The 18,812-nt window shown below is 72.2% G+C and carries 16 protein-coding genes and 1 riboswitch; of the genes, 6 read left to right on the top strand and 10 right to left on the bottom strand.

All coding sequences use genetic code 11. From position 1 onward, the window contains the following. The first annotated feature begins 7 nt into the window (after window positions 1-7). The 5 genes from ACLQ2N_RS33210 to ACLQ2N_RS33190 are packed head-to-tail and all read left to right on the top strand — an operon-like array spanning window position 8 to window position 5,205. Window positions 8-967, top strand: a complete 960-nt coding sequence (locus ACLQ2N_RS33210) for an STM4015 family protein (protein WP_425819043.1) — start codon at window positions 8-10, stop codon at window positions 965-967. Continuing rightward, on the top strand, window positions 948-2,096 hold the full coding sequence (locus ACLQ2N_RS33205; RefSeq protein WP_425819041.1) for an STM4014 family protein: 1,149 nt from the start codon (window positions 948-950) through the stop codon (window positions 2,094-2,096). Before ACLQ2N_RS33210 ends, ACLQ2N_RS33205 begins: the two co-directional genes overlap by 20 nt. Window positions 2,097-2,139: 43 nt before the next feature. Beyond that, complete coding sequence (locus ACLQ2N_RS33200) at window positions 2,140-2,952, top strand: STM4013/SEN3800 family hydrolase (RefSeq protein WP_425819208.1); 813 nt, start codon at window positions 2,140-2,142, stop codon at window positions 2,950-2,952. After that, a complete protein-coding gene (locus ACLQ2N_RS33195) occupies window positions 2,949-4,304 on the top strand; it encodes an STM4012 family radical SAM protein (RefSeq protein ID WP_425819039.1) in 1,356 nt (451 codons plus the stop codon). Before ACLQ2N_RS33200 ends, ACLQ2N_RS33195 begins: the two co-directional genes overlap by 4 nt. A gap of 7 nt (window positions 4,305-4,311) precedes the next feature. Beyond that, window positions 4,312-5,205 (top strand): STM4011 family radical SAM protein, encoded by an 894-nt coding sequence (locus ACLQ2N_RS33190; RefSeq protein ID WP_425819037.1) that lies wholly within the window; start codon window positions 4,312-4,314, stop codon window positions 5,203-5,205. 16 nt (window positions 5,206-5,221) lie between these two features. On the opposite strand, the gene ACLQ2N_RS33185 is transcribed toward ACLQ2N_RS33190, so the two are convergent. From ACLQ2N_RS33185 to ACLQ2N_RS33175, 3 genes are all read right to left on the bottom strand, one after another. Continuing rightward, complete coding sequence (locus ACLQ2N_RS33185) at window positions 5,222-6,076, bottom strand: SGNH/GDSL hydrolase family protein (RefSeq protein WP_425819035.1); 855 nt, start codon at window positions 6,074-6,076, stop codon at window positions 5,222-5,224. Window positions 6,077-6,259: 183 nt separating this feature from the next. After that, window positions 6,260-7,156 (bottom strand): M23 family metallopeptidase, encoded by an 897-nt coding sequence (locus ACLQ2N_RS33180; RefSeq protein ID WP_425819033.1) that lies wholly within the window; start codon window positions 7,154-7,156, stop codon window positions 6,260-6,262. A gap of 3 nt (window positions 7,157-7,159) precedes the next feature. Further along, a riboswitch (cyclic di-AMP (ydaO/yuaA leader) is annotated at window positions 7,160-7,315 on the bottom strand. A 295-nt stretch (window positions 7,316-7,610) separates the two neighbouring features. Then, window positions 7,611-9,701, bottom strand: a complete 2,091-nt coding sequence (locus ACLQ2N_RS33175) for an alpha-galactosidase (RefSeq protein ID WP_425819031.1) — start codon at window positions 9,699-9,701, stop codon at window positions 7,611-7,613. A 194-nt stretch (window positions 9,702-9,895) separates the two neighbouring features. Here ACLQ2N_RS33175 and ACLQ2N_RS33170 point away from each other — a divergent pair, with 194 nt between their 5' ends. Next, entirely contained in the window at window positions 9,896-10,708 is an 813-nt protein-coding gene (locus ACLQ2N_RS33170; RefSeq protein WP_425819029.1) for a tyrosine-protein phosphatase, read from the top strand. An 11-nt stretch (window positions 10,709-10,719) separates the two neighbouring features. On the opposite strand, the gene ACLQ2N_RS33165 is transcribed toward ACLQ2N_RS33170, so the two are convergent. The 7 genes from ACLQ2N_RS33165 to shc all read right to left on the bottom strand — a co-directional run bounded on the left by ACLQ2N_RS33165 (window position 10,720) and on the right by shc (window position 18,694). Beyond that, window positions 10,720-10,896, bottom strand: coding sequence for a DUF6126 family protein (locus ACLQ2N_RS33165; RefSeq protein ID WP_425819027.1), 177 nt, complete (start codon window positions 10,894-10,896; stop codon window positions 10,720-10,722). A 43-nt stretch (window positions 10,897-10,939) separates the two neighbouring features. Continuing rightward, entirely contained in the window at window positions 10,940-11,548 is a 609-nt protein-coding gene (locus ACLQ2N_RS33160; protein WP_425819025.1) for a helix-turn-helix domain-containing protein, read from the bottom strand. 62 nt (window positions 11,549-11,610) lie between these two features. Continuing rightward, window positions 11,611-13,008, bottom strand: a complete 1,398-nt coding sequence (locus ACLQ2N_RS33155) for an aspartate aminotransferase family protein (RefSeq protein WP_425819023.1) — start codon at window positions 13,006-13,008, stop codon at window positions 11,611-11,613. After that, window positions 13,005-14,933 (bottom strand): 1-deoxy-D-xylulose-5-phosphate synthase, encoded by a 1,929-nt coding sequence (gene dxs, locus ACLQ2N_RS33150; protein ID WP_425819021.1) that lies wholly within the window; start codon window positions 14,931-14,933, stop codon window positions 13,005-13,007. Before dxs ends, ACLQ2N_RS33155 begins: the two co-directional genes overlap by 4 nt. Window positions 14,934-15,015: 82 nt before the next feature. Further along, window positions 15,016-16,035 carry an adenosyl-hopene transferase HpnH gene (gene hpnH / locus ACLQ2N_RS33145; RefSeq protein WP_361020709.1) on the bottom strand — a complete coding sequence of 340 codons (1,020 nt, stop codon included), beginning with the start codon at window positions 16,033-16,035 and terminating at the stop codon, window positions 15,016-15,018. A 5-nt stretch (window positions 16,036-16,040) separates the two neighbouring features. Then, complete coding sequence (locus ACLQ2N_RS33140; protein ID WP_425819018.1) at window positions 16,041-16,691, bottom strand: 1-hydroxy-2-methyl-2-butenyl 4-diphosphate reductase; 651 nt, start codon at window positions 16,689-16,691, stop codon at window positions 16,041-16,043. Continuing rightward, a complete protein-coding gene (gene shc / locus ACLQ2N_RS33135; protein ID WP_425819016.1) occupies window positions 16,691-18,694 on the bottom strand; it encodes a squalene--hopene cyclase in 2,004 nt (667 codons plus the stop codon). The genes ACLQ2N_RS33140 and shc overlap by 1 nt, the downstream gene beginning before the upstream one ends. Between the last annotated feature and the right edge of the window lie 118 nt (window positions 18,695-18,812).

Below are 18,812 nucleotides of genomic sequence, written 5' to 3'. Positions count from 1 at the left end.
CGGCGCGATGATCGACATCGATCACCCCTGCTCCTTCCATCACCTGCCCGTGTTCACCCTGCCGGAACCGGGCGACGACCGCCCGCTGCCGGCGGCGGACGCCACGGCCTGGCGGCTGGACTGCGGCTGGGAGGGGCAGGAGTTCGCCACTCTCTGGCAGCACTTCCTTAAGACGGTCGACCCGGCGCAGGTCCGTGCCCTGGTGATCGGCCCCTGGTGGCACGGCGACTACAGCTCGCTGGCTCCCGTGGTGGAGCTGATCACCTCGGACGCGGCCCGTTTCCCGGCGCTGCGCGCGCTGTTCCTCGCCGACGTCGTGGGCGAGGAGTGCGAGGTTTCGTGGCTCCGGATGTGCGACATCACGCCGGTGCTCCAGGCCTTCCCGCGCCTGGAGGAGCTGGTGGTGCGGGGCGGTGGCAGCGGGCTGGGCGAGGAGACGCTGAAGCTGCACCCCGTGCGGCACGAGGCGTTGAAGGCCCTGCGCTTCGAGTCCGGCGGTCTGCCCGGCCATGTCGTGCGCGCGGTCGGCGCCTGTGAACTGCCCGCGCTGGAGCGGCTGGAGCTGTGGCTCGGCTCCCAGTGGTATTCCGGCGACGCCACGGTGGCGGACCTGGCCCCGCTGCTGTCCGGGGGCGGCCTTCCCCGGCTGCGTCATCTCGGACTCCAGAACAGCGAGATCCAGGACGAGATCGCCGTCGCGGTCGCCTCCGCCCCGGTCGTCGCGCAACTGGACTTCCTGGCGCTCTCGATGGGCACCCTCAGCGACACGGGGGGCCTGGCCCTGCTCGAAGGCCAGCCGCTCACCCATCTCGGCGGCCTGGACCTGCACCACCACTACCTCGGCAACGCGGTGATGGAGCGCTTCAGGCACCTGTCCGAGCGCTACGACGTCCACGTCGACCTCTCCGAGGCGGACTACTGGGATCCCGAGGACGACGAGCCCCGCTATGTCGCGGTCAGTGAGTAGCGGCGGTCCGCCGCGCCTCGCGGTCGTCGGCAACCCGGGCAGCCGCCGCGTCGCCCTGTTCCAGGACGCGGTGGCCGCCGCCGGCCTGCCCGAGGCGCGTACGGTCCCCTGGCTCGGCGTGCTGCGGGACGGGGCGCGCTTCCTGCCCGGGGAGACTGTGCGCATCGAGTCACCGGGCGAGGACGCGGAGGTGGACCGGCTGCTGCGCGACGCCGACGACCCGACGCGGGTGGAGGGTTCGGCCCTCTGGTACGAGCGGTTCACGGCCGCCGTACGCGAGGTGGCGCGCGCCGCCCGGGAGGCCGGCGCACAACTGCTGGACGCCCCGGCGGACATCGCGGCGCTCTTCGACAAGCGACTGTGCCACGGGCTGCTGGACGCGGCCGGGGTGCCCGTTCCCGCCTCGCCGACCTCGGGACCGGCCGGGGCCCCCGTGCACGGCTGGGACGACGTACGGGACCTGATGGCCGCCCACCGCATGCCCCGGGTGTTCGTGAAGCCCGCGCACGGCTCCTCGGCCTCCGGTGTGCTGGCCGTGGAGACGGCCGGCGGGGGCCGGGTCCGGGCAGCCACCTCCGTCGAGCGGGACCCGGCCGGCCGGCTCCACAACTCGCTGCGGGTCCGCCGGTGCACGACGGAGCGCGAGGTCGCGGCGGTGATCGACGCGCTGGCGCCCGACGGGCTGCACATCGAGCGCTGGCTGCCCAAGGCCACCCAGCGCGGCCGGGCCGCCGACCTGCGCGTCGTCGTGGTCGCCGGCCGGGCCACCCACGCCGTGGTGCGCACCAGCGCTTCACCGATGACCAATCTGCACCTGGGCGGGGCGCGCGGCGACCTGGCCGGGGTGCGGGCGGCCGTCGAGGCGGCGGGAGGCAGTTGGGGCGATGCCCTGGCGATCTGCGAACGGGCCGCCGCCGCCTTCCCGGACACCCTGTGCGTCGGCGTCGACCTGCTGCCGCTGGCCGGCTGGCGGCGCTTCGCCGTCGCCGAGGTCAACGCCTTCGGGGACCTGCTGCCGAACCTCACCGGCCTGCCCGGCGGCGGTGCCGAGGGCCTGGACACCTACGCGGCGCAGATCGCCGCCGTACTGGAACGAGCAAGGAACGACCGTGTCAGCACCACCCCCTGAGTACAGCTCCGAGCACGTCTCCGAGCACTGCTCGGACCCCGATATGAGCGAGGTCGTGGGCAGCCACGACCTGCTGTTCGTCACCCTGGACACCCTGCGGTACGACGTCGCGGCCGAGCTCGCCGCCGCCGGGCGCATCCCCAACCTGGCCCGCCATCTGCCGGGCGGTGTCTGGGAGGAGCGGCATGCCCCGGGGAGCTTCACGTACGCCTCCCACCAGGCGATGTTCGCGGGGTTCCTGCCGACCCCGGCCACGCCCGGTCCGCATCCCCGGCTGTTCGCCGCCCGGTTCGCCGGCAGCGAGACCACGGCGGAGCGCACCTTCGTGTTCGACACCCCGGACCTGGTGTCGGGGCTCGCGAAGGAGGGGTACCGCACGGTGTGCGTCGGCGGTGTCGGCTTCTTCAACCTCCAGGGGCCTCTCGGCTCGGTGCTCCCCGGGATGTTCCAGGAGGCGCACTGGGAGCCGGAGTTCGGTGTGGCCTCGCCCACCTCGTTCGAGGCGCAGGTGACCCGCGTCGAGGAGGTGGTCGCCGCCCTTCCGCCGGACCGGCGGCTCTTCCTCTTCGTCAACGTCTCCGCGCTCCACCAGCCGAACTGGTTCCACCGGCCCGGGGCGACCCGGGACACCGGTGACAGCCGCGCGACGCACGCCGCCGCCCTGGAATACGTGGACGCCCACATCGGCCGGCTCTTCGCCGCCGCGAGCAGCCGCCGCCGTACCTTCGCCATCGTCTGCTCCGACCACGGCACGGCCTACGGCGACGGCGGCTACACCGGTCACCGGCTCGGCCACGAGTCCGTCTGGACCGTCCCGTACGCCCACTTCTTCCTGGAACCGGGGGCCGCCCGATGACTCTGACGCACACCGTCCGACCGTACGAGAGCTATGTCTACGCCTACCCGCACAAGACGGCGTACCGCCCGCTCGCCGGACAGCCCGGCGGGCGGCCGGCGCTGCACGAGCTGTGGGCGGGGGAACGCAAGGACGCGCTCTCGCTCTATATGCACATCCCGTTCTGCGAGGTCCGCTGCGGCTTCTGCAACCTCTTCACCCGGATCGGCGCCCCCGGCGAGCTGGCCTCGCGTTATCTGGACGCACTGGACCGGCAGGCGAGCACCGTACGGGAGGCGCTGGGCGACGGTGAGCCGGTGCGGTTCGCGGCGGCGGCGTTCGGCGGGGGCACGCCCACGTTCCTGACAGCGGGCGAGCTTGAGCGGCTGTGCGACATCGCGGAGAAGCGGATGGGCGCCGATCTGCGGTCCGTTCCGCTCTCCGTGGAAACGTCCCCGTCCACCGCGACGGCCGACCGGCTGGCCGTGCTCGCCGAGCGGGGCGCGACCCGGATCAGCATCGGGGTGCAGAGCTTCGTGGAGGCCGAGGCGCGCGCGGCGGTGCGCCCGCAGCACGCGGCCGACGTGGAGCAGGCCCTCGGCCTCATCCGGGACACCGCGATACCCGTGCTCAACATCGATCTGATCTACGGCATCGACGGCCAGACCGAGCGCACCTGGCAGACCTCGCTGGACGCCGCGCTGCGCTGGCGGCCGGAGGAGCTGTACCTCTACCCGCTCTACAAGCGTCCGCTGACCCCGCTGGGCCGGCTGTCGAAGAGCGAGGCCGACGCGGCCTGGGACGAGCAGCGCCTGCGCCTGTACCGGGCCGGTCGCGACCACCTCCTGGCCCACGGCTACGAGCAGGTGTCGATGCGGATGTTCCGCCGCGCCGACGCCCCGCGCGCGGAGGGGCCCGACGACTACGCCTGCCAGACGGACGGCATGATCGGCCTGGGCTGCGGCGCCCGTTCCTACACCTCGCGGCTGCACTACTCCTTCGACTACGCGGTCGGGACGAGCGAGGTCCGGGGCATCATCGACACCTACACGGCCACCGGGGACTTCTCCCGCGCCGAGGTCGGGCGGTACACGGACGGGGACGAGGCACGACGCCGCCATCTCCTCCAGTCGGTGCTCCAGGCGCGGGGCATGCCCGTGGCCGAGTACCGCGAGCGGTTCGGCACCTCGCCGTACGAGGACTTCCCGGAGGAGCTGGCCCGGTTCGGGGCCCGGGGCTGGCTCGACGGCGGGGCCCCGGCCGAGGGACTGCTGCGGCTGTCGCCGGAGGGGCTGGCGTACTCCGACGCGCTGGGCCCGGAGCTCTTCTCCCCCACCGTGCGGGCCGCGATGGCCGCGTACGAGCTGAAGTGAGTCACCCGTGGACCTGACCATTCTCTACCGGGGCCCGCTCGCCTCCTGCGACTACGACTGCCCGTACTGCCCGTTCGCCAAGCGGCGCGACACCCCGGAGCAGCTGCGGGCCGACCGGGCGGCGCTCGAACGGTTCACCGCGTGGGCGGCGGCGCAGACCGGTGACCGGATCTCGGTGCTGTTCACACCGTGGGGCGAGGGCCTGGTGCGCTCCTGGTACCGCCGGGCGATCGTGGAGCTGGCGGGCCTCCCGCACGTGCGCCGGGTCGCGATCCAGACGAATCTGAGCGGCCGGACGCGGTGGCTGGCCGAGGCGCCGGAGGCGGCCCGCGAGCGGATCGCGCTGTGGTGCACGTACCACCCGGGGCAGACGCCGTACGAGCGTTTCCTCGGCCGGTGCGCGGAGCTGGAGGACCTCGGGGTCCGGTACAGCGTGGGCGTCGTGGGGTTCGACGCCCATCTCGGTGAGGCGCGGCGGCTGCGCGCGGCGCTCGCGGACGAGGTGTACCTCTGGGTCAACGCGGCGGAGGGGCACACCTACACGGACGAGGAGGCGGAGCGGTGGACGGCGATCGACCCGCTGTTCCCGTACAGCCGCCATCCGCACCGCTCGGCGGGGCTGCCCTGCCGGACCGGTGAGTCGGTGATCTCGGTGGACGGGGACGGCACGGTGCGCCGCTGCCACTTCGTCCGGGCGGAGCTGGGCAATCTGTACGACGGGAGCTATCGGCGGGCGCTGGGGCCGCGGGCCTGCCCGCTCGCCGTCTGCGACTGCCACATCGGATACGTCCACCTGGAGACGCTGCCGCTGTACGACGTCTTCGCGGGCGGGGTCCTGGAGCGGATCCCGGCGGCGCTGCCGCTGTCCCCGGTCGCCGCGACGCGGTCGCGGGGCGACTGAGGACAGCGGGGGCTGTTCAGAGCGGCAGCAGGTCCGGCCGCTTCGGCTCGACGTGGTCCCCGGAGGACTCGCCGCGCAGCCGCCGCCCGATCCACGGGACCAGGTACTCGCGCGCCCAGTGGATGTCGTCGCGACGGATCTCCAGCGTGCCGCGCGGGGGCTGTGGCGGCCACGGCTGGTCCGGGTCGGCCGGCACGTCGAGGCCGAGGACCTGGGCGGCGCGGAGCGCGACCCGGGTGTGCCCCTCGGGCGACAGGTGGAGCCGGTCGCCGTCCCAGGCGCGCCGGTCCTGCACGGAGCGCAGCGACCAGAGGTCGAGGACCGGGCAGTCGTAGCGGTCGGCGATGGCCCGGACGTGAGCGGTGTAGGTGGCGATCTTGCCGCGCAGATGGCGCAGCACGGGGACGCCACGGGTGTCGAAGCCGGTGGTGACCATGACGGTGCCGACCGACCGCGTGAGGTCGGCGACCGCCCGCTCGAAGCGTTCGGCCACGTCGTCCGGGTCGGTGCCCGGCCGGATGATGTCGTTGCCCCCGGCGCAGAAGCTCACCAGATCGGGGGCGAGTTCCTTGGCGCGGGGCACCTGCTCCTCGACTATCTGGTCGAGGAGGCGTCCTCGTACGGCGAGATTGGCGTACCGGAAGTTCCCGTGCGCGGAAGCGGGCGAGCCCTCGGGGCCCGTCGGTGTGCCGGGCTCGGGAAGCCGGTCCGCGAGGAGTACCGCGAGCCGGTCGGCCCAGCCGACGAATGTTCCGTCGGGGCCGGGGTCGCCGACTCCCTCGGTGAAGCTGTCGCCAATCGCCGCGTACGACCCGATGGCGCCCTGTCGGTCGATGACGCCCTGTTGGATGTTGCTCGAATCGTTTGCCACAAACGCATATCCTGCACCCCGGAATGTGACCTACGCGACCGTAATAAGGGGTTGACGGGGGGTGAGATAAACCACCCGGTCAGTTTTCGGTAAAGAGGGAATAAGCAGAGGGACGGAGTGCCGCGGCACTCCGTCCCTCTTTGCCGATCAGTGACCCGGATCACCGGGCCGGTACTGCCTGGATCAGACGTAGATCCCGTGCGACGCCAGGTAGGCGATCGGGTCGATGTCCGAGCCGTACTCCGGGCCTGTGCGGACCTCGAAGTGCAGGTGCGGGCCGGTGGCGTTGCCGGTGGAGCCGGAGAGGCCGACCTGCTGGCCCGCGGTCACGGTCTGGCCCGCCGAGACGGAGAGCGAGGACATGTGGCCGTACTGGGAGTAGTGGCCGTCGGCGTGCTTGATGACGACCTGGTTCCCGTAGGCGCCGCCCCAGCCCGCGGTGACGACGGTGCCGGAGGTGATCGCCTTCACGCTGGTGCCGGTGGAGACGGGGAAGTCGATCCCGGTGTGGCTGCCGCTGGACCAGTTGGCACCGGAGGCGCGGTAGGCGGTGGTGTGGTTGCCCGGGACCGGGTGGACGTAGCCGGAGGCGTTGTCCTGGGCGGCCGGGGCTTCGGTCTTCGCCTCGGTCTTCGTCTCCGCCTTGGGCGCCGCGGTCTTCGCCTCGGTCTTCTCCGCCGTCTTGGCGGGGGCCTCGGACGGCGTGGCGGCTGCGGCCTTGGCGCCGAGGGTCAGCTTCATGCCCGGGAAGATCAGGCTCGGGTTCTCGCCGACGACCTCGCGGTTGTCCTGGTACAGCTTCTGCCAGCCGCCCTTGAGGTGGTACTGGGCCGCGATCTTCGACAGGTAGTCGCCGGAGACCACGGAGTAGGTGGTGGTGCCGGTGCTCTTCACGGGCGTGGCCGGGGCGGTGTGCGCGGCGGCCGACTTCGAGGTGGCCGGGGCGGTCTGCTCCGCGGCGTGGGCACCGGTGGCGCCGAGCAGCGGAAGCGCGATGACGGCGCCGCCGGCGCTCGCGGCGACGACGCCGCGGGCGATGGTGCTGGACTTGGGACGGCGGTGCTTACCCGAGTTGGGCATGAAGAATTTCCTCTCCGGCGCCTGCGAGGTGAGCTGTCGGGTTCGGGCTGGAGATGCCCGGCCGCGCCTGGCGCGACTTCACCCCTAGCCGTCCGGTCGTCCCGGTCGGCGGCTTACCTGGTTCCCCCGCTCCTGCCACACGGTGAGTGGATGCGAATTCCGGACGGCGGCAGGATTGGGCGTTCCATCCGGATGGACATGGAACGTAAGCGAGCCGGGACGACGGAAACAAGCCACGGGTTCGGCACCGGATTCCGCTTCGGAATTGCGGTGCGGAATTCCGGTCACACTCCGTGGATTACGGATCTTGGCTTTCCGCGCGGCGCGGGGGCTACCCAGCCGGGGCGCCACCACACACCGTCACGGATATGATCCCGCTCACGAGCGGGTGATCATCTCCCGCGCAACCGGGGCGATTTGTCCATAACGCATCAATACGGACATGCCATGGCCATCATCCGCGGCGCAGCCGCACCACCCGCGCGTCCAGGTCGCCGCGCAGCCCCGTCCGCAGCCCGTGGTGCATCAGCACCGAACCGTGGTGCACCGCCCCCGTGTCCAGGCAGGTGTACGCCGCCTCCGGGTCGAGCCCGCGCAGCCGCAGCGCCGGCGGCTCCTCCCCGTACCGCTGCGCGTGGAGCCACGCCAGCACGACGGTGTCAGCGCCCCGCACGTACTGCACGGCGCTGAGCCCCGGGCCCGGCGCGCGCAGCCGGTACAGCTCGCCCAGCTGCACGACCGGGCGGATCTCCTTGTACAGCTCCACCCACCCGCGCGCCTCGTCCAGCTCGGCCGCGCTCCACTCGGTGAGGTCCCCGCCGATCCCCAGCACCCCGGCCATGGCGCTGACGAACCGGAAGCGCAGCGAGGAGCGGCGGCCGTTCAGCTGGACGTTCGGGCTGTCGGTGACCCAGGCCGCCATCACGCGCGCCGGGTGGAGATGCCCGAAGCCGTCCTGGATGGCGAGGCGGTCCAGCGGGTCGGTGTTGTCGGACGTCCAGACCTGGTCGGTACGGGAGAGGATGCCGAGGTCGATCCGGCCACCGCCGCCCGAGCAGGACTCGAAGGCGACGCCGGGGTGGGCGGCGCGCAGCCGGTCGATCAGCTCGTAGAGGGCCTCCACGTGCTCGGTCCACAGTCGCTGCGGGTAGTCGGCGCCCGGCCAGCCGGCGTCCGAGAAGCAGCGGTTGAAGTCCCATTTCACGTAGTCGACGGGCGTGCCCGAGAGCAGGGCATCCAGGCTCTCCCACAGATACGCCCGTACATCGGGGCGGGCCAGGTTGAGGACCAGCTGGTTGCGGAATTCGGTGCGCTCCCGGCCGGGGAAGTGCTGGACCCAGTCGGGGTGGGCGCGGTAAAGATCGCTGTCGGGGTTGACCATTTCCGGCTCGACCCAGATCCCGAACCGCATGCCGAGGCCGTGGACATGGCGGGCGAGCGGCCCGAGACCGTCGGGGAAGCGCTCCGGATTCGGCGTCCAGTCGCCGAGTCCGGCCCGGTCGCTCACCCGCTGCCCGAACCAGGCGTCGTCGACGACGAACAGCTCGACGCCCATCGCGGCGGCACGGCGGGCCAGCGCCCGCTGCTGGTCCTCCGCGATGTCGAAGCCGGTGGCCTCCCAGGAGTTGTAGAGCACCGGACGCGGCTCGAAGGCGTCGGGGACGACATGGGCGAGCTGCCACGCGTGCCAGGCCCGGCTCGCCCCGCCGAAACCGCCCTCGCTCCACAGCCCGGCGAAGACCGGGCTGGTGTACGACTCCCCCGGCGCGAGCCGCAGCAGCCCGGAGTCGTCGTGGCCGGCGCCGCCGGTGATCTGTACGAGCCCGTCCGGCAGCCGCTGTACGGCGATGCGCCAGGACCCGGACCAGCCGAGCGCGCAGCCGTAGACCTCCCCGGTCTCCTCGGTGGCGGCACCGTCCGCGTCCAGGGCGACCCAGGGCAGGCCCTGGTGGCCGGTGTGGCCGCGCCGGCTGGAGAGCAGGTGCTCCCCGTACGCGAGCTCCGTGCGCTCCAGCCGGGTCTCCGCCGCCCAGCGGCCGTGCAGCCGGCTGAGCCGCCAGCGGTCGCGGGCGGGCGGCGCCCAGGCCGCCGCGTCGGCGCGGAGCAGTTCGAGGGGCGGGCCGTCCGGTCCCGTGTGGGTCAGCGTGGTCCAGCGCTCGATGACGTCGGAGTCGTCCCGCATCCGGTAGTGCAGCGTGATCGCGAGGCGGTGCACCGGGTCGTCGAAGGACAGCCGCAGCTCGTCGCCGTCCACCGCGTCTCCGGCGAAGACCCACGCGGTCCCGCGCACCTCGTCGGTGCGCACCGACAGGGCGGGACGGACGAACCGGGGGCCGCCCTCGACCGGGTACTCCTCGCGGCCGTCGAGCGGGGACTCGAAGCCCCGGACGGGCGGCGCGGGTGCCGACGCCAGGGCCTGGGCGGCGGCCAGCGAGATGCGCGGGCCCCAGTGCAGGTGCAGCAGTTCGTGCCGTCCGGTGAGACGGAGGGCGTAGCTCCCGCTCGCCCCCGTCAGCAGCCAGATCCGGTCGCCCGTCTCGATCATCGCGCCCCCGTCCGCATGCCCACGGATTCACACAGGTCCGCACATCATCGACCGTCCTCAGTGGCGGGGCAACGGTGCCTGCCCGGAAATCCCGCGCCGCCGGCCGAGATGATTGTCCCAGGAACCGATGTCGTATCGTCGCGGTCGTGGACCCGTCGGCGACACGCGCCGGGGCAGAGCCTCCAGGAGTGACCGTGACGCAGCAGCTGCCGCAGACCCCGCCGACGGAGCCCGTGCTCACCGGCGTCCGCAACTTCCGCGACCTGGGCGGCCTCCCCACCACCGACGGCCGCCGGGTGAGGCACGGCCGTCTCTACCGCAGCGGCCACCTGGCGCACGCCACGGCCGAGGACGCGGCGTTCCTCGGCGGGCTCGGCCTGCACACGGTCTTCGACTTCCGCAACGCGGCGGACCACAAGCTGGACGGCCTGGACATCGAGCTGCCGGGCGTGCGGAACGTGAGCATCCCGCTCAGCGACCCGGCGGACGGGGCGCAGTTCTGGCGGATGGTGCGCGACGGCGACCTGGCGGACCTGCGCTCGATCCTGGCCGACGGCAAGGGGACCCGCCGCATGGTCGCCTCGTACCGCTCGATCATCCTGGAGCGCACCGCCGAGCACAGCCGGGTGCTGCACGCCCTGGCCGAGGACAGCGTGCCCGCGCTGATGCACTGCGCGGCCGGCAAGGACCGGGCCGGGCTGTCGATCGCGGTGACGCTGCTGGCGGTGGGCGTCGGGCGGGAGGCCATCGAGGCGGACTACCTCAAGTCGAACGACGCGCACCGCCGCTACCGCATCCGGCGCAGCGACACCTCGGCGGCCGGGATGTCCCCGGAGGTGCTGGAGCTGCTGAACCCGCTCTTCGGGGCCCAGCCCGACTACCTCGCCGCGGCCTTCGCCGCCATCGACGAGACCTGGGGCGGCACCGACCGCTATCTCGCCGACGGCCTGAAGCTCGCGCCCGCCACCCGGGAGCGGCTGCGCGAACGCCTCCTCGACGAGAGCTGAGCCGGCTCGGCCTACTGGTTGTGCATGCCGACCGCGAAGAGCAGGTACAGGAACGCGGCGATGACGTGTCCGGCCACGAGGTAGGCGAAGAGGCGGATGACGAGTCCGCGCGGCATCTTCTTCTCCTGGGTGTCGGCACCGGGACGCGGGGCCGGGGTGAGCGGGTCGTAGTGCTCTGAATCGGACATGACTGGCCTCTCTGACTGCCGGGGGTGCGGCGGCGGAAACGTCTCAGCCGCGGTGGACCGGGCCGCCGAGGCACAGGTCGGCGGCCGGGCTCTGCAGCAGGGTGTGGACGAAGAGCAGATCGGAGCCCTCGGGTTCGGCGGCCGCGATCCGGTGCGGGGTGAGTGAGTCGAAGTGCGCGCCGTCCCCGGGCGCGAGGTCGTGCACCGTCTCACCGAGCGTCACCCGGAGGCGGCCGGTCAGGACGTACAGCCACTCCTCGCCGGGGTGGACGCGGACCAGGTCGCCCTGGGCGCCGTACGGGACGCGGACGCGCAGCGCCTGCATGGCCCGGCCGGAGCCGCCGGCCTGCTGGTACGTCCAGCCGTCGGCGGCCGGGCCCTCGAATGGGCGGCCGCGGACGATCGCGTCACGTTCCGGGGGCATCTCGCCCAGGAGCTCGGAGACCGTCGTACCGTAGATCCTGGCCAGCTGGAGCAGCATCGGCAGCGAGGGCTGGCGTCGGCCCGTTTCGAGCCGGGAGAGGTGGGCGGGCGAGAGCCCGGCCCGCTGGGCCGCGGTCTCCAGGGTGAGACCACGGCCTCGGCGCAGATCGCGCAGGCGTGGCGCGACACCGGGCAGCTCGCCGGCCGCCAGGTCGTCCGGAGGGTTCATGCCTCCATTGGGCCAAAGTCTTTCCCCTGAGGCAAATTTCTTGCCTCAGGGGCAAAAACGCCTCAGCGGTTGGCGACGGCCTGCTTCACCAGGGTCCGTCCGAAGTCCCACATCAGACCCCCGCCACTGTGTGCGTCGTCCATGACGGCGGTGAACGCCTCCACGAACCGGTCGACGTCCGCGTCGTCGATGACCAGAGGCGGGATCAGCTTGATCACTTCCAGATGGTCGCCGGAGACCTGCGTCAGGATGCGGTGCTTCTGGAGCAGGGGCACGACGACCATCTGCGCGAAGAGGCCCTTGCGGGCCGCCTGGAGCATGGCCCACCGGCTGCGCAGCTTGAGCGAGGTGGGGCGGCCGAACTCGATGCCGATCATCAGCCCGCGCCCCCGCACCTCGTGCAGCAGCTCGTAGCGCCCGACGAGCGCGGACAGCCGCTCGCGGAGCAGGTCGCCGGTGCGGCGCGCGTGCGCGACGGTCTCCTCGTCCTCCATCACCGACAGCACCGCGAGCCCCGCCGCCATGGCCTGGGCGTTGGCGCCGAAGCTTGCGGAGTGGACGAGGACCCGGTCCATCGAGGAGTAGACGCGCTTGAAGATCCAGTCCTTGCCGAGCGTCGCCCCGACCGGGACGTAGCCGCCGGAGAGCGCCTTGGCGACGCAGACGAGGTCCGGTTCCACCCCTTCCTCGTGCTGGTACGCGTAGAAGTCGCCGGTCCTGCCGAGCCCGGTCTGCACCTCGTCGGCGATGAGGAGGGCCTTGTGCTTGTGCAGCAGCTCCTGGGCCTCGCGGAGGTATCCGGGCGGGGCCGCGAGCACCCCCTTGCCCTGGATCGGCTCCACCACCAGGGCGGCCACGTCGCCCCGCTTCAGCTCCCTGCTCAGCGCGGCGAGGTCGCCGAGCGGGATCGCGGTGTCGGGCAGCAGCGGGGCGAAGCCGTCCCGGAACCCGCCCTCGCCGTTGACCGAGAGGGAGCCGGTGGTCAGCCCGTGGAAGGCGTGGTCGCAGTACAGGACCCGGGGCCGGCCGGTGGCGTACCGGGCGAACTTGAGGGCCGTCTCGACGGCCTCGGTGCCGCTGTTGCCGAAGAACACCCGGTCCAGGTGCGGGCTGTGGCTCAGCAGCTTCTCGGCGAGCAGCCCGGGCAGCGGCTGGCAGTCGAACCGGGTCAGATCGGCGAGCGAGGCGTCGAGGACGTCGTGCAGCGCCTTGCGTACGACGGGGTGGTGGCGGCCCAGGCCCATGACACCGAATCCGGCGAGCATGTCCAGGTAGTCGTTGCCGTCCGCGTCCCAGAAGTGCGCGCCCTCGGCCCGTTCGTAGACCTTGTCGAAGCCGATGGTGTGCAGCATGCGCGGGAGCTGGTGGTTGAGGTGCCTGGTGTGCAGCTCGTAGCGTTCGGCGCCGCGCTCGGCGAGAAGCCGCGCCAGATCGAAGCCCTTGGGCTCGTCGTCCTTCATGCCCCGCTCTCCTTGTGCCTGTTGCCCGGGGCGGCGTGCCCCGTGCCGCCGGCCGCCTTCCGGGCGGCCGTGACGGCGCTGATCCGGCCGGCGATCTCGACCGGTGTGAGTCCGATGTCGGCCAGCACCTCGGACCGCTTGCCGTGCGCGAGGAACTGCTCGGGGATGCCGAAGGTGCGCAGCGGTACGTCGACCCCCGCGTCCCGGAGCGCCTGCCCGACGGCCGAACCGACGCCCCCGGCCCGGCTGTTGTCCTCGACCACCGCGACGAGCCGGTGCCCGGCGGCGAGCGGCGGCAGCGTCACGTCGACCGGTTTGACCCAGCGCGGGTCCACCACGGTGCAGCGGGTGCCGGCGCCCGACAGCAGTTCGGCGGTGCGCAGGCAGACGGAGGCCATCACGCCGACGGCGACGAGGAGCACATCGGCGTCCTCGTCGCGTCGCAGCACGTCCATCCCGCCGATCCGGCCGACCGCCTCGATCGCGTCCCCCACCGACTCCTTCGGGAACCGCACCAGGGTCGGCGCGTCGTCCACGGCGACCGCTTCGCGCAGTTCCTCGCGCAGCCGGTCCGCGTCGCGCGGGGCCGCGATGCGCAGCCCCGGCACGACCTGGAGCACGGACAGGTCCCACATCCCGTTGTGCGAGGCCCCGTCGGGCCCGGTGACGCCGGCCCGGTCCAGGACGAAGGTGACCCCGCACCGGTGCAGGGCGACGTCCATCAGGACCTGGTCGAACGCCCGGTTGAGGAAGGTGGCGTAGACGGCGACGACCGGGTGCAGCCCGCCCGTGGCGAGCCCGGCGGCACTGACCGCCGCGTGCTGCTCCGCGATGCCCACGTCCCAGACGCGGTCCGGGAACGCCTCGGCGAACTGCGTCAGCCCGACCGGGCCCGGCATCGCCGCGGTGAGCGCGACGACGTCCGGGCGCTCCGCCCCGATCGCCGCGATCTCGTCCGCGAACACGGAGGTCCAGGACGGACCGGCGGCGGGCACGAGCGGGGCGCAGGTCAGGGGGTCCATCGCGCCGACGGTGTGGAAGCGGTCGGCGTCGTCGCGCAGGGCGGGGGCGTAACCGCGCCCCTTCTCGGTGATGCAGTGGACGAGGACGGGGCCCCGGTAGCCCTTGGCGCGGTGCAGGGCGGCCTCGACGGCGGCGGTGTCGTGCCCGTCGACCGGGCCGATGTACTTCAGCCCCAGGTCCTCGAACATGCCCTGCGGGGCGACGAAGTCCTTGAAGCCCTTCTTGGCCCCGTGCAGCGACCCGTAGAGCGGCTGCCCGATGACGGGGGTGCGTTCCAGGAGGCCCTTGCCCCAGGACAGGAAGCGCTCGTAGCCGTCGGTGGTGCGCAGGGTGGCCAGGTGGCGGGCGAGGCCGCCGATCGTGGGGGCGTACGAGCGCTCGTTGTCGTTGACGACGACGATCAGCGGGCGGTCCTTGGCGGCGGCGATGTTGTTCAGCGCCTCCCAGGCCATGCCGCCGGTGAGGGCCCCGTCCCCGATGACGGCGACGACGTGGCTGCCGCGCCCGCGTACCTCGTCGGCCTTGGCGAGGCCGTCGGCCCAGCCGAGGACGGTGGAGGCGTGCGAGTTCTCGATGACGTCGTGCTCGGACTCCTCGCGGGACGGGTAGCCGGAGAGCCCGCCCTTGCCGCGCAGCTTGGAGAAGTCCTGGCGTCCGGTGAGCAGTTTGTGCACGTAGCTCTGGTGGCCGGTGTCCCACAGGATGCGGTCGACGGGCGAGTCGAAGACCCGGTGCAGGGCGATGGTCAGCTCCACCACCCCGAGGTTGGGGCCCAGATGGCCCCCGGTCCTGGCCACGGCCTGCACCAGGAAGGTGCGGATCTCCTCGGCGAGTCCGCCGAGTTGTGACGCGTTCAGTGCCTTCAGATCGTGCGGCCCCCGGATGCTCTGCAGCAGCGTCATGCCCGGGCCCCCTCTCTGTGGTCCTGTTCCTGCTCACGGTGATGGCCGGGCTCCGCGCGGGAGCCCGGCCGGGTGTCGCGGCTCAGCCGTTGCCGCTGACGGTCTCGCGCATGGCGCGCAGGGACTCCTTCAGGGAGCCCATGGTGGCGAGGACTGCGGTGGGTTCGTAGCCGCAGTGCGCCATGCAGTTGGCGCAGCGCGGGTCCTTGCCCCGGCCGTACTTGTCCCAGTCGGTCTCCTCGATGAGCTGCCGGTACGTCGGCACGTAGCCGTCGCTCATCAGGTAGCAGGGCCGCTGCCAGCCGAACAGGGAGTAGTTGGGGATGGCCCAGGCGGTGCACGGGAAGTCGGCCTTGCCCTCCAGGAAGTCCAGGAAGAGCGGCGAGTGGTTGAGCCGCCACCGGCTCCGGTTGCCGCCGGCGAAGGACTTCTTGAACAGCTCGCGGGTCTGCTCGACGCCCAGGAAGTGCTCCTGGTCGGGCGCCTTCTCGTACGCGTAGGCGGGCGAGATCATCATCTCGTCCACCTTGAGGTCGTCGTTGAGGAAGTTGAGCACCTCGATGATGGTCTGCGGGGTGTCGGTGTTGAAGAAGGTGGAGTTGGTGGTGACCCGGAAGCCGCGCCGCTTGGCCTCCTTGATCGCCGCCACCGCCTCGTCGAACACCCCTTCCTTGGCAACCGATTCGTCGTGCCGCTCCCGCAGCCCGTCGATGTGCACGGCGAACGCGAAGTAGGGCGAGGGAGTGAACTTCTCGATCTTCTTGCGCAGCAGCATCGCGTTGGTGCAGAGGAAGACGTACTTCCTCTTTGCCACCAACTGGCGCACGATCTCATCGATCTGAGGGTGCATCAGGGGTTCGCCGCCGGCGATGGAGACCATCGGGGCGCCCGATTCGAGCACGGCTCCGACGGCCTGGGCCACCGGCATGCGCTGCTTGAGGACTCCGGCCGGGTGCTGGATCTTCCCGCAGCCCTCGCAGGCGAGGTTGCAGGCGTACAGCGGCTCCAGCTCGACAATCAGCGGAAACTTGTCCCGCTTGCGGAGCTTTTGTTCAATGAGGTACGTCGCAACCTTGATGGACTGGCGAAGCGGCATGGCCATCTAGCTCACCTCCTGGGGAGCAGCAAAGATCGGTGCCATTCATAGAAAGCCGGCAGGACTGCACGGAGAACACGGAAAGCCGATATTCCACCGCGGAACGTGCCGATGCGGACGAGCTCATGCTCCGGAGCGTCGACGACCACCCGTACGGCGGCAACCGGGCGTGGCCCGGACCGAAGGGCGGTGCGCAGGGTCGCGGCGGACTCCATGTCCACCGCGATCGCCCCGGTGGCCCGCAGTTCGGCCCGCTCATGTCCCCGGACGACATGGTCGGACCCGGTCAGCGGGCCGGTGTGTACGGTGCGCCCCGGTACGGCCCTGGCCAGCGCTTCGGCCAGCAGGTCCGCTCCGGTGCACGGGACGGGGTCCCCGGCGGCCCGGGTCTCCTCGGCCACCACCAGGTCGCCCGGGTGCATCCCGGGCGCCAGGCCGGCGCAGAACCCCGAGGCGATGACGGCGGTGTCCGCCGCCCCGCCGTCCCGCCCGAGCGCGCGCGCCACGGCGGTCTCGGCCGCCCTGGGGCCCATGCCGGTGCGGAGCACGGTGACCCGCTCCGGGGCGTCCACCGTCCTCCCCCTGCCGGTGCGCAGGGCGAGCTGTTCGATGCCGAGCGCGCAGGCGATCAGCAGCGGGGCGGCCGGCCCGGACTCCCCCATCAAGCCCCCTCGCGCGTCGGCGTGCGGCCCGCGAACGGGTCGCCGTGCACGTACCGCCCGAGCGCGGTGAGCGGGAAGACCTGCCGGTAGAGGTGGTAGTTGATGGAGAAGTCCCAGGGGAAACCGGTGCCCGTGAAGTAGGGCTCGTCCCAGGAGCCGTCGGCCTGCTGGGTCTCGGTCAGCCAGGCGATGCCCCGGGTCACGGCGACGGTGTCCCGCCGCCCCGCGGCGAGCAGCGCGAGGAGTGCCCAGGCGGTCTGGGAGGCGGTGGAAGCCCCCTGGCCGATCCACTTCTCCTCGGTGTAGGAGCGCAGGTCCTCGCCCCAGCCGCCGTCGTCGTTCTGGACGGACTCCAGCCACTCGACCGCGCGCCGGATCGCCGGGTGCGACGGGGGCAGCCCGGCCGCGGTCAGCGCGGGGACCACCGACCCCGTCCCGTACACGTAGTTGACACCCCAGCGCCCGAACCAGCCGCCGCCCGCGTCCTGTTCGGACAGCAGCCATTCGATGCCGCGCCGGGTGACGGGGTGCGCGGCGTGGCCCTCGACGGCCAGCATCTCCACCACGTGCCCGGTGACGTCGGCGGACGGAGGGTCGATGACCTCGCCGAAGTCACAGAAGGGCAGCCGGTTGGGGAACGGGCTGGTGTTGTCCGCGTCGAACGCGCCCCAGGCGCCGTTACGGGACTGCATGCCGACGTTCCAGCGCACCCCGCGCTCGATCGCGGCGTCCACCCGGGCCTGGTCGGGGTGGCGGACCCGGCGCAGGGCGAGGACCACCTCCGCGGTGTCGTCGATGTCGGGGTAGTTGTCGTTGTGGAACTCGAACGCCCAGCCACTGGGCTCCAGTCCGGGCCGGCGCACCGCCCAGTCGCCCGGCCGGACGACCTCCTCCGCGAGCATCCAGTCCGCCGCCCTCACGAGCGCCGGGTGGTCGGGGGCGACCCCGGCGTCGGCGAGCGCGATGGTGGCCAGGCAGGTGTCCCAGACCGGGGACTGGCACGCCTCGATCATGCGGGTGCCGTCCTCGCGCCACACCGCGAAGCGGTCGAGCGATTCGAGACCCGCCCGCATCACCGGGTGTTCGAGGTCGTAACCGAGGAGGTGCAGCGCGATGACCGAGTAGACGGCGGGCGGCTGGATGCCGCCCCAGCAGCCGTCGTTCTCCTGGCGTTCGATGATCCAGCGGGCGGCGGCGTTCATCGCGACCCGTCGCAGGCGGCGCGGTGCGAACCGGTGGTAGACGTGCAGCGCCTTGTCGAGCCGCTGGAAGAGCCCGTCCCAACTCCGCGCCGGCGCGGGGCGCTTGGGCGGATTCGGGTTCTCCGGGTCGGTGTGCAGCTCGTCCAGGGCGAAGGGGGCGGGCCGCACCGGCCGCTTCGCCGACACGATGGTGAGCGGCACGATGGTCTGGCGGGCCCAGCATCCGAAGTCGTAGATGTTGAGCGGGACCCACTTCGGGAAGAACATCAGCTCCGGAGGGAGCTCCGGCAGGTCGTCCCACTTCCACCAGCCGAAGAGGGCCAGCCAGATCCGGGTGAAGACCCGGCTCGCGGCGATGCCACCCTGCTCCCTGACCCAGCCGGCGGCCCGGGCCATGTGCGGGTCCTCGGGCCGGTCGCCGGCCAGCCGCAGTGCGACGTACGCCTCGATGGTGGTGGAGAGGTCCGCGGGGCCGCCGTGGAAGGTCGCCCACGTCCCGTCGCCGAGCTGTTCGCCGCGGATGAACCCGGCGGCGGCCCGGACCGTGGCGGGGTCCTGGATGCCGAGGAACTGACGGAGCAGAAGGTCCTCGGCGTCCATCGTGACGTTGGTGGCGAGGTCGCCCTTCCACCAGCCCTGCTCGTCCTGCCTGCCGAGGAGATGCTCCACCGAGCGCTCCGCGGCCCGCCGCGCGGCGGCCTGTACACCGTCCGCGGCGATCGTTGATTCGGTTGTCTTCCTGCTGGCCGAGGCTGCGCGGGGGTCAACGGCCCCGGTGCTTCCGTCGGTCGTCGCTGTCATGGCTTCCCCTTCGTGCAGGTGGTCCTCTGCTGTGCTGGGGTCTCCGTCGGGCGGGCGCCGGGGGGGGGGCCGCCCGCCGCGGGGGGGGCAATTGGACAAAAGGTGGTGTTGAATTTGG

Source organism: Streptomyces sp. DT224 (assembly GCF_049844595.1).
In the GTDB taxonomy this organism is placed as follows: Bacteria; Actinomycetota; Actinomycetes; order Streptomycetales; family Streptomycetaceae; genus Streptomyces.
The sequence above is the reverse complement of the archived record's forward strand: the minus strand, read 5'-3'. Positions and strand labels throughout refer to the sequence as shown.

Bases quoted from the DNA above. Each gene is read 5' to 3' on its own strand.
- ACLQ2N_RS33210 (WP_425819043.1), top strand. From the start codon at position 8: ATGATCGACATCGATCACCCCTGCTCCTTCCATCACCTGCCCGTGTTC.
- ACLQ2N_RS33205 (WP_425819041.1), top strand. From the start codon at position 948: ATGTCGCGGTCAGTGAGTAGCGGCGGTCCGCCGCGCCTCGCGGTCGTC.
- ACLQ2N_RS33200 (WP_425819208.1), top strand. From the start codon at position 2,140: ATGAGCGAGGTCGTGGGCAGCCACGACCTGCTGTTCGTCACCCTGGAC.
- ACLQ2N_RS33195 (WP_425819039.1), top strand. From the start codon at position 2,949: ATGACTCTGACGCACACCGTCCGACCGTACGAGAGCTATGTCTACGCC.
- ACLQ2N_RS33180 (WP_425819033.1), bottom strand. From the start codon at position 7,156: ATGCCCAACTCGGGTAAGCACCGCCGTCCCAAGTCCAGCACCATCGCC.
- ACLQ2N_RS33175 (WP_425819031.1), bottom strand. From the start codon at position 9,701: ATGATCGAGACGGGCGACCGGATCTGGCTGCTGACGGGGGCGAGCGGG.
- ACLQ2N_RS33165 (WP_425819027.1), bottom strand. From the start codon at position 10,896: ATGTCCGATTCAGAGCACTACGACCCGCTCACCCCGGCCCCGCGTCCC.
- ACLQ2N_RS33160 (WP_425819025.1), bottom strand. From the start codon at position 11,548: ATGAACCCTCCGGACGACCTGGCGGCCGGCGAGCTGCCCGGTGTCGCG.
- ACLQ2N_RS33155 (WP_425819023.1), bottom strand. From the start codon at position 13,008: ATGAAGGACGACGAGCCCAAGGGCTTCGATCTGGCGCGGCTTCTCGCC.
- dxs (WP_425819021.1), bottom strand. From the start codon at position 14,933: ATGACGCTGCTGCAGAGCATCCGGGGGCCGCACGATCTGAAGGCACTG.
- hpnH (WP_361020709.1), bottom strand. From the start codon at position 16,035: ATGGCCATGCCGCTTCGCCAGTCCATCAAGGTTGCGACGTACCTCATT.
- ACLQ2N_RS33140 (WP_425819018.1), bottom strand. From the start codon at position 16,691: ATGGGGGAGTCCGGGCCGGCCGCCCCGCTGCTGATCGCCTGCGCGCTC.
- shc (WP_425819016.1), bottom strand. From the start codon at position 18,694: ATGACAGCGACGACCGACGGAAGCACCGGGGCCGTTGACCCCCGCGCA.